General features: G+C 40.7%; 6 protein-coding genes and 1 pseudogene. 5 read left to right on the top strand and 2 right to left on the bottom strand.

What is annotated here, in order from left to right:
- Nucleotides 1–203: 203 nt before the first annotated feature.
- Together HT671_RS09040 and HT671_RS09035 are read right to left on the bottom strand one after the other, a co-directional pair.
- Entirely contained in the window at nucleotides 204–2,054 is a 1,851-nt protein-coding gene (locus HT671_RS09040) for a nucleoside-diphosphate sugar epimerase/dehydratase (protein ID WP_001035691.1), read from the bottom strand.
- A gap of 53 nt (nucleotides 2,055–2,107) precedes the next feature.
- A pseudogene (locus HT671_RS09035) lies at nucleotides 2,108–3,252 on the bottom strand (glycosyltransferase family 2 protein).
- A gap of 57 nt (nucleotides 3,253–3,309) precedes the next feature.
- Here HT671_RS09035 and HT671_RS09030 point away from each other — a divergent pair.
- From HT671_RS09030 to HT671_RS09010, 5 genes are all read left to right on the top strand, one after another.
- Entirely contained in the window at nucleotides 3,310–4,476 is a 1,167-nt protein-coding gene (locus HT671_RS09030; protein ID WP_138703212.1) for an MFS transporter, read from the top strand.
- Between the two features lie 138 nt (nucleotides 4,477–4,614).
- Nucleotides 4,615–4,941: a PadR family transcriptional regulator gene (locus tag HT671_RS09025; RefSeq protein ID WP_000273864.1), complete on the top strand. Its 327-nt coding sequence runs from the start codon at nucleotides 4,615–4,617 to the stop codon at nucleotides 4,939–4,941.
- On the top strand, nucleotides 4,928–5,521 hold the full coding sequence (locus tag HT671_RS09020; protein WP_000198685.1) for a DUF1700 domain-containing protein: 594 nt from the start codon (nucleotides 4,928–4,930) through the stop codon (nucleotides 5,519–5,521). Before HT671_RS09025 ends, HT671_RS09020 begins: the two co-directional genes overlap by 14 nt.
- A complete protein-coding gene (locus HT671_RS09015; RefSeq protein WP_050261209.1) occupies nucleotides 5,514–6,425 on the top strand; it encodes a DUF4097 domain-containing protein in 912 nt (303 codons plus the stop codon). The genes HT671_RS09020 and HT671_RS09015 overlap by 8 nt, the downstream gene beginning before the upstream one ends.
- A gap of 62 nt (nucleotides 6,426–6,487) precedes the next feature.
- The gene (locus HT671_RS09010; RefSeq protein WP_138703211.1) at nucleotides 6,488–7,552 is read left to right on the top strand and encodes a DUF6574 domain-containing protein; all 1,065 of its coding nucleotides are present in this window, start codon (nucleotides 6,488–6,490) and stop codon (nucleotides 7,550–7,552) included.
- Nucleotides 7,553–7,611 lie beyond the last annotated feature (59 nt).

Raw genomic sequence — 7,611 nt, 5'->3', positions numbered from 1 at the left:
GTTTTGAGGTGGCAGATAGAACTGACGAAGTCAGCTCAAAACACCGTTTTGAGGTGGCAGATAGAACTGACGAAGTCAGTAACATATATCTACGGCAAGGCGACGTTGACGTGGTTTGAAGAGATTTTCGAAGAGTATAAGCCTCTACATAACAAAACGCATATTACCAAGGCTCAAGACCTGATAATATGCGTTTTTCTTTTTTATTCAACGTGGGTTGTTTGATTGGCAAAGGCGATAATAGCCTGCTTCAACTCATCTCCACTAAGAGTGCGGAACTCTTCAATCTTTTGATCGATGGCTTCTAGAGGCATGACATTAACCTTACCAACGAAAATTTTATCCATAACTTGATTATCAACCAGTTCGGTTGATACCAAGAGCTCTTCGTAGAGTTTTTCACCTGGACGGATTCCAACTTCAACGATTGGAATTTCGCTTTCGGTGTGGCCACTTAGAAGGACCATTTTCTTGGCCAAGTCATAAATCTTGACTGGTTTGCCCATATCAAGGATAAAGACTTCCCCATCCTTGGCATAAGCACCAGCGTGAATAACCAAACGGCTAGCTTCTGGAATAGTCATAAAGTAACGGGTCATGCGGAAGTCTGTCACCGTTACAGGCCCACCTTCAGCAATCTGACGTTCAAAGACTGGAATGACACTACCACGACTACCAAGAACATTCCCAAAACGAACCGCACAGTAGGTCGATTGGCTACGTTGGTTAAATCCAGTGACAATCAACTCCGCCACGCGCTTAGTTGCTCCCATAACATTGGGTGGATTGACCGCCTTATCTGTCGAAATCATAACCATCTTAGGTACTTTGGCTTCATCAACAGCCTTAGCAACATTGTAAGTTCCGCGGATATTGTTTTTGAAGGCTTCTTTTGGATTGCGCTCCATCATAGGAACATGCTTGTGGGCTGCCGCATGATAAACAATAGCAGGTTTGTACTGCTCAAAGACTTGCAAGAGACGGTCGTAGTCTTGAATGTCCGCAATCACAGGTACATAATCAATCCCTTGGAACTTACGAATCAATTCATGATAAACAAGGTAGATTGAGTTTTCCCCATGACCGAGCAAGACAATGCGTTCAGGATTGAAGCGACTAACTTGACGACAGATTTCAGAACCGATTGAACCTCCAGCTCCTGTGACTAAGATGGTCTTACCTGTCAGTTCTGCACCCAGACGCGATTCGTCAAGACGAATTTCCTGACGGCCCAAAAGGTCTATGATATCAATTTTTTGGAATCCAGTACCTGCTGGGTGAAGTCCTTGAACAACAGTTTCAACATTAGGCATCTTGTAACATTTGACATCCAGCTTATTACACATCTGCAAGATACACTCATATTCTGACGGGTCAAGCGACGGAATTGCAACGATAACTCGCTCGATTTGATGGCGTTTGGCTAATTCAGGCAGATTGTCATAAGAGCCTAAAACAGGGATACCACCAAGTTTTTGACCCTTTTTCTTAGCATCCTTATCCAAAATACCAACAAGTTCCAAATCACTGGTTGGGTGTTGGTAACTGTTCATAAAGAGGGCTCCGCCATCACCAGCACCAATCAAGAAGGTTCGACGGTGTTCTCCATCGCCACTTCCTTTTTTGCGTCTAGAGTAGATTAACTGCCAAGTAATCCGTGGCAATAAAATCAAGAAGGTACTCAACAAGATAAAGAGAATGATGAAACGGATGGAGAAGAGTGGCAAGAAGGCATAGCAGATTCCATAAGACAAAACACTGCTGGCAGTCACACCAAAAAAGATTTTCATGAAATCCGTAATCTTGCTGTAACGACTAATACTAGCATTCAACCCCCAAAAACCAATCATCAATTGATAGAACAGAAAGGCCAAACTCGTATAGATAATGTAGTCAACAGGTGCTGGATTAATCAGCCCATAAAATAAAATATAAGATACAATGATCGAAACCACCATACTGAAAATATCAAATATTCCCCAGAAAACCTGCTTTTGTTGTTTATTTAAAATTTCCACCAGATCAATCACATAATCTGTTAGTTTTTTATTCATGTCAATCTACTCCTCCTTAAAAGAGTTTTACTATATTGTTATTGTAGCACATTTTAATTTATTTGGCTTATTTTTCCAAATAAATTACTGTTCCCTTGTACTCTTTCTTCCATTTAAATCCTCTAATTAAACCTACAATCGTTCCAAGGCCATAAGCAAAGTGAATGGAAAATAAAAGAAAGGGCATCACAATTAGAAATCCATTTTTATGTTTTAATAAAGTCAGCAAAGTGAGTAGTGATAAAAGTAAAAAATAGGCGCCTAATAGTAAAGTTATGAATACGAATGTGATCGGTAACAATGCTAGACTAAACACAAGACTCAAAACAAATAAACAAGGAACATAGTGAAATAATGATAAACACTTAAACTGAACATGACTTGTCAAGCCAATCCACAAACCATTTGAATACTTTTGATGCAGCATTTTCTTGAATGTTGGTCGAATATACTGATAAGATAGAATACTTGGGCTATAGCGGATTTTATAACCATGTTCTCGAATTCTATAATGAATATCATTATCTTCAGTTCGGCCAAGTTGCTCATTTACTAAACCAACCTTCTGGAAAACCTCTCGTTTATACATTCCATGAAAAATAGAAGAAACATATCTATCCTCAGAACTATTTCGATAATTGGCAATGCTACTGCCAAACATATTTTCCTCAACAAGATGCAAGGTCTCTGCCCATTTTCCTTTTCCTTCGACAATCGTCGGTCTAGCCCCCCCACAGACAAATTCACCTTGTTGAATAACAGCCACATTGTTCATTACAAAACTCTCAGTAACTTTTGAATGAGCATCAATTTTTAAAATAAGGTCCCCTACAGAATGTTTAACTCCCAGGTTAAAACCACTAGCTTGATTTTTCTTAGGATTGTTATACAATCTAATTGAGTTAAACTCTGTATCTTCCTTTATAAATTGCTGAATGATAGCTGTGGTCCCATCTGTGGACATAGCATTTATAAATAGAATTTCAATATTCTCTTTAGGATAGGTTTGATTTTTTAAGTCTTCAATTAGACCAGACAGATATTTTTCTTCATTGTATGCACTGATTACAATGGATACGAGAAGACTTTCAACATTTTGAGTCACTACTACTCTCCTGAATTTTTCCTTCCACCATTCTATCATAATTTTCAAGACTTTCCCATTTTTATCTTGAAAGCCAGAAACCTTACTTGACATTATAGTGAAAAAGCCTTAAAATAAGCTGTTATTAAAATCAGCTAGAAGAGGTATTTTATGAAAAAGCAATCACTCTTTTTTGTTCCAGGTATTATCCTGATTGGTGTTTCTTTGCGGGCTCCTTTTACTGTTTTACCCATTATTTTGGGAGATATTTCGCAAGGGCTGGGGGTAGAAGTTAGTTCGCTTGGTGTCTTGACCAGCCTGCCTCTCCTTATGTTTACCCTCTTTTCACCATTTTCTACCCGACTGGCTCAGAAAATCGGCTTGGAGCATCTCTTCACCTACAGCCTCTTCTTCTTGACCATCGGCTCACTTATTCGACTAATCAATCTGCCCCTGCTCTATCTAGGAACCTTGATGGTTGGGGCAAGTATCGCAGTCATCAATGTGCTGCTTCCTAGTCTTATCCAAGCCAATCAACCAAAGAAAATTGGTTTTCTGACCACCTTATATGTAACCTCTATGGGGGTTGCGACGGCTCTTGCTTCCTATCTAGCCGTGCCTATTACACAAGCCAGTTCTTGGAAAGGACTTATCATCCTCCTCACCCTGCTCTGCCTAGCAACTTTTTTGGTCTGGCTCCCAAATCACCGCTATAATCATAGACTAGCTCCACAAACCAAACAAAAAAGTCAAATAAAGGTTATGCGTAATAAACAGGTCTGGGCAATTATTATCTTTGCAGGTTTTCAATCCTTGATTTTTTACACTGCTATGACTTGGTTACCTACCATGGCTATCCATGCAGGCCTATCCAGTCACCAAGCTGGCTTGCTGACTTCTATCTTCTCTCTGATTAGCATTCCTTTTTCAATGACCATCCCAAGCTTGACAACTAGTTTATCTACTCGCAACCGTCAGCTCATGCTCACTCTGGTTTCACTAGCTGGTGTGGTCGGCATTTCCATGCTCTTTTTCCCAATCAATAATTTCATTTACTGGCTTGCCATCCATCTCCTCATCGGAACCGCAACCAGCGCCCTCTTCCCTTATCTCATGGTCAACTTTTCACTCAAGACAAGCGCCCCTGAAAAGACAGCCCAATTGTCCGGCCTATCTCAAACAGGAGGCTATATCCTAGCAGCCTTTGGGCCAACCCTCTTTGGTTACAGTTTTGACCTGTTCCACTCTTGGGTACCAGCTGTAGCTGCCCTCTTGCTCATCGATATCCTGATGACTGTGGCCCTCTTTACAGTGGACAGAGCGGATAAGATCCTTTAAACTTCTAGTTTTAGCTAGAAGTTTTTTATATATAAAAATTTTACACATTTCTCTTGACAGGGCTTTCTTTTAGATGTACAATATATGTGTAGAAAAATTATATATAAAAATCTTACACATTAGAAAAGGAGGTTTCCCATGTACTTTCCAACATCCTCTGCCTTGATTGAATTTCTCATCTTGGCTGTACTGGAGCAGGGTGATTCTTATGGTTATGAGATTAGCCAAACCATTAAGCTGATCGCTAATATCAAAGAATCCACACTCTATCCCATTCTCAAAAAATTGGAAGGCAATAGCTTTCTGACAACCTATTCTAGAGAGTTCCAAGGTCGCATGCGCAAATACTACTCCTTGACAAACGGTGGTATAGAACAGCTCTTGACCCTAAAAGATGAATGGACACTCTATACAGACACCATCAATGGCATCATAGAAGGGAGTATCCGCCATGACAAGAACTGAATACCTGACTCAGCTAGAACTCTATCTCAAGAAACTACCTGAAGCTGACCGTATCGAAGCCATGGACTATTTCAGGGAACTCTTTGACGATGCTGGAGTCGAAGGAGAAGAAGAACTCATCGCTAGCTTGGGAACTCCCAAAGAAGCGGCCCACGAGGTTCTCTCCAATCTTCTCGATAAAAAAATCAATGAGGCACCCGCTCAAAAGAATAACCGACAAATTTTGCATATCGCCTTGTTAGCTCTCCTTGCAGCACCCATCGGTATTCCTCTGGGAATCGCCATCCTCGTGTCCCTGTTCGCAATCCTTGTGGCAGCCTTGACTGTCATCTTGGCTTTCTTTGCGGTTTCCATACTTGGTATCATCGGCGGATTCCTATTTTTAGTTGAAAGTTTCACTGTTCTCGCCCAAGCCAAATCAGCCTTTATCTTGATTTTCGGTTCTGGTTTACTAGCCATCGGTGCTTCTTCGCTAGTTTTACTAGGTATTTCCTATGTAGCCCGCTTCTTCGGTCTACTCATTGTTCGCTTGGTGCAATTTGTTCTCAAAAAAGGAAAGAGAGGTGACCAGCATGCGTAAATTGACAAAAGGATTTCTCATTTTTGGTGTGGTGACTACCGTTGTCGGCTTTATCCTGCTCTTTGTAGGTATCCAATCTGACGGGATTAAGAGCCTACTTTCCATGTCCAAAGAACCTGTCTATGATAGCCGTACGGAAGAGCTAACCTTTGGCAAGGAAGTCGAAAACTTAGAGATCACTCTCCACCAACACGCGCTGACCATCACAGACTCTTTCGATGATCAAATCCACATTTCTTACCATCCATCACTTTCTGCTCACCATGATCTTATCACCAATCAGAACGATAGAACTCTGAGTCTCACTGATAAGAAACTGTCTGAAAGTCCATTTATCTCTTCTGGAATTGATGGGATTCTCCATATTGTAAGTAGTTCATCTAATCGTTTTAATGATGTCATCATCGGACTACCGAAAGGGAGAACTCTAAAAGGGATCAACATCTCAGCCAATCGCGGACAAACCACCATCATAAATGCTAGCCTTGAAAATGCGACCCTCAATACAAACGGCTATATCCTCCGAATTGAAGGAAGTCGTATCAAAAACAGTAAACTCACAACGCCCAATATCGTTAATATCTTTGATACAGATCTTACAGATAGTCAGCTAGAGTCAACAGAACATCACTTCCACGCTGAAAATATCCAAGTCCATGGTAAGGTTGAACTGACTGCCAAAGATTATCTCCGAATCATCCTAGACCAGAAAGAAAGCCAACGAATTAACTGGGACATCTCAAGCAACTATGGTTCTATCTTCCAATTCACAAGAGAAGAGCCTGAATCAAGAGGTACGGAATTAAGCAACCCTTACAAAACTGAAAAAACCGATGTCAAGGATCAACTCATTGCGAGATCTGATGATGATATTGAGCTAATATCCACACCAAGCAGGCGTTGACAAAAACGCTTACATCTGCTACTATAGAAGCATATTTATCTAACTAAAAAGGAGGTTCTACCATGAAACAAGAATGGTTTGAAAGTAATGATTTTGTAAAAACAACAAGCAAGAACAAGCCTGAAGAGCAAGCTCAAGAGGTTGCAGACAAGGCTGAAGAAATGATAGCCGATCTCGATACACCAATTGAAAAAAATACTCAAGTAGAGGAGGAAGTCTCTCAAGCTGCAGTCGAACTGGAAAGCCAGCAAGAAGAGACAATTGAAACGCCTGAAGACAGTGAAGCGAGAACAGAAATAGAAGAAAAGAAAGCGTCTAATTCTAGTGAAGAAGAGCCAGATCTTTCTGGAGAAACAGAAAAAGTCACTATAGCTGAAGAAAGCCAAGAAGCTCGTCCTCAGCAAAAAGCAACCACAAAAGAGCCTCTTCTTCTCAGTAAATCTTTAGAAAGTCCCTATATCCCCGACCAAGTTCCAAAATCTAGGGATAAATGGAAAGAGCAAGCGCTTGATTTTTGGTCTTGGCTAGTGGAAGCAATCAAATCTCCTACGAACAATCTTGAAACAAGTAGCACACACAGCTATACAGCCTTTCTCTTGCTCATTCTGTTTTCTGCATCTTCCTTTTTCTTTAGTATCTACCACATCAAACATGCTTACTATGGACATATAGCAACTATAAACAGCCACTTCCCTGAGCAACTAGCACCTTTAACTCTCTTTTCTATCATCTCTATCCTAGTAGCGACAACACTCTTCTTCTTTTCATTCCTCTTGGGTAGTTTCGTCGTGAGACGATTTATCTACCAAGAAAAGGACTGGACGCTAGACAAGGTTCTCCAACAATATAGTCAACTCTTGGCAATTCCAATCTTCCTCACTGCTATTGCTAGTTTCTTTGCCTTCTTTGATAGCCTACGATTTTCAGCCCTTTTATGTGTGATTAGCATTGGAATCATTCTGCTTGCTAGTCTCCATATCATTACCAGACCAAGTCAAGCAAGTGAAGCCGACTCCTTCTATCAGTTATTCTTGTCTGTCCTTGTGAACGGAGTTATTATCCTCCTCTTCTTTGTAGCTGAAGTGGCACTGATTGGAGATTATCTTCGTATCTTGGCCTTTCTTTAAACTTCATACTCTTCGAAAATCTCTTCAAACCACGTCAGCTTCGCCTTACCGTATGTATG

Source organism: Streptococcus sp. 2741, assembly GCF_013276315.1.
Taxonomy (GTDB): domain Bacteria; phylum Bacillota; class Bacilli; order Lactobacillales; family Streptococcaceae; genus Streptococcus; species Streptococcus pseudopneumoniae.
This window is presented reverse-complemented; position numbering and strand designations above follow the sequence as displayed.

What these genes read in the sequence shown, in the direction of transcription:
- HT671_RS09030 (WP_138703212.1), top strand. Translation starts at nt 3,310, where the DNA reads ATGAAAAAGCAATCACTCTTTTTTGTTCCAGGTATTATCCTGATTGGT.
- HT671_RS09010 (WP_138703211.1), top strand. Translation starts at nt 6,488, where the DNA reads ATGAAACAAGAATGGTTTGAAAGTAATGATTTTGTAAAAACAACAAGC.
- HT671_RS09015 (WP_050261209.1), top strand. Translation starts at nt 5,514, where the DNA reads ATGCGTAAATTGACAAAAGGATTTCTCATTTTTGGTGTGGTGACTACC.
- HT671_RS09025 (WP_000273864.1), top strand. Translation starts at nt 4,615, where the DNA reads ATGTACTTTCCAACATCCTCTGCCTTGATTGAATTTCTCATCTTGGCT.
- HT671_RS09040 (WP_001035691.1), bottom strand. Translation starts at nt 2,054, where the DNA reads ATGAATAAAAAACTAACAGATTATGTGATTGATCTGGTGGAAATTTTA.
- HT671_RS09020 (WP_000198685.1), top strand. Translation starts at nt 4,928, where the DNA reads ATGACAAGAACTGAATACCTGACTCAGCTAGAACTCTATCTCAAGAAA.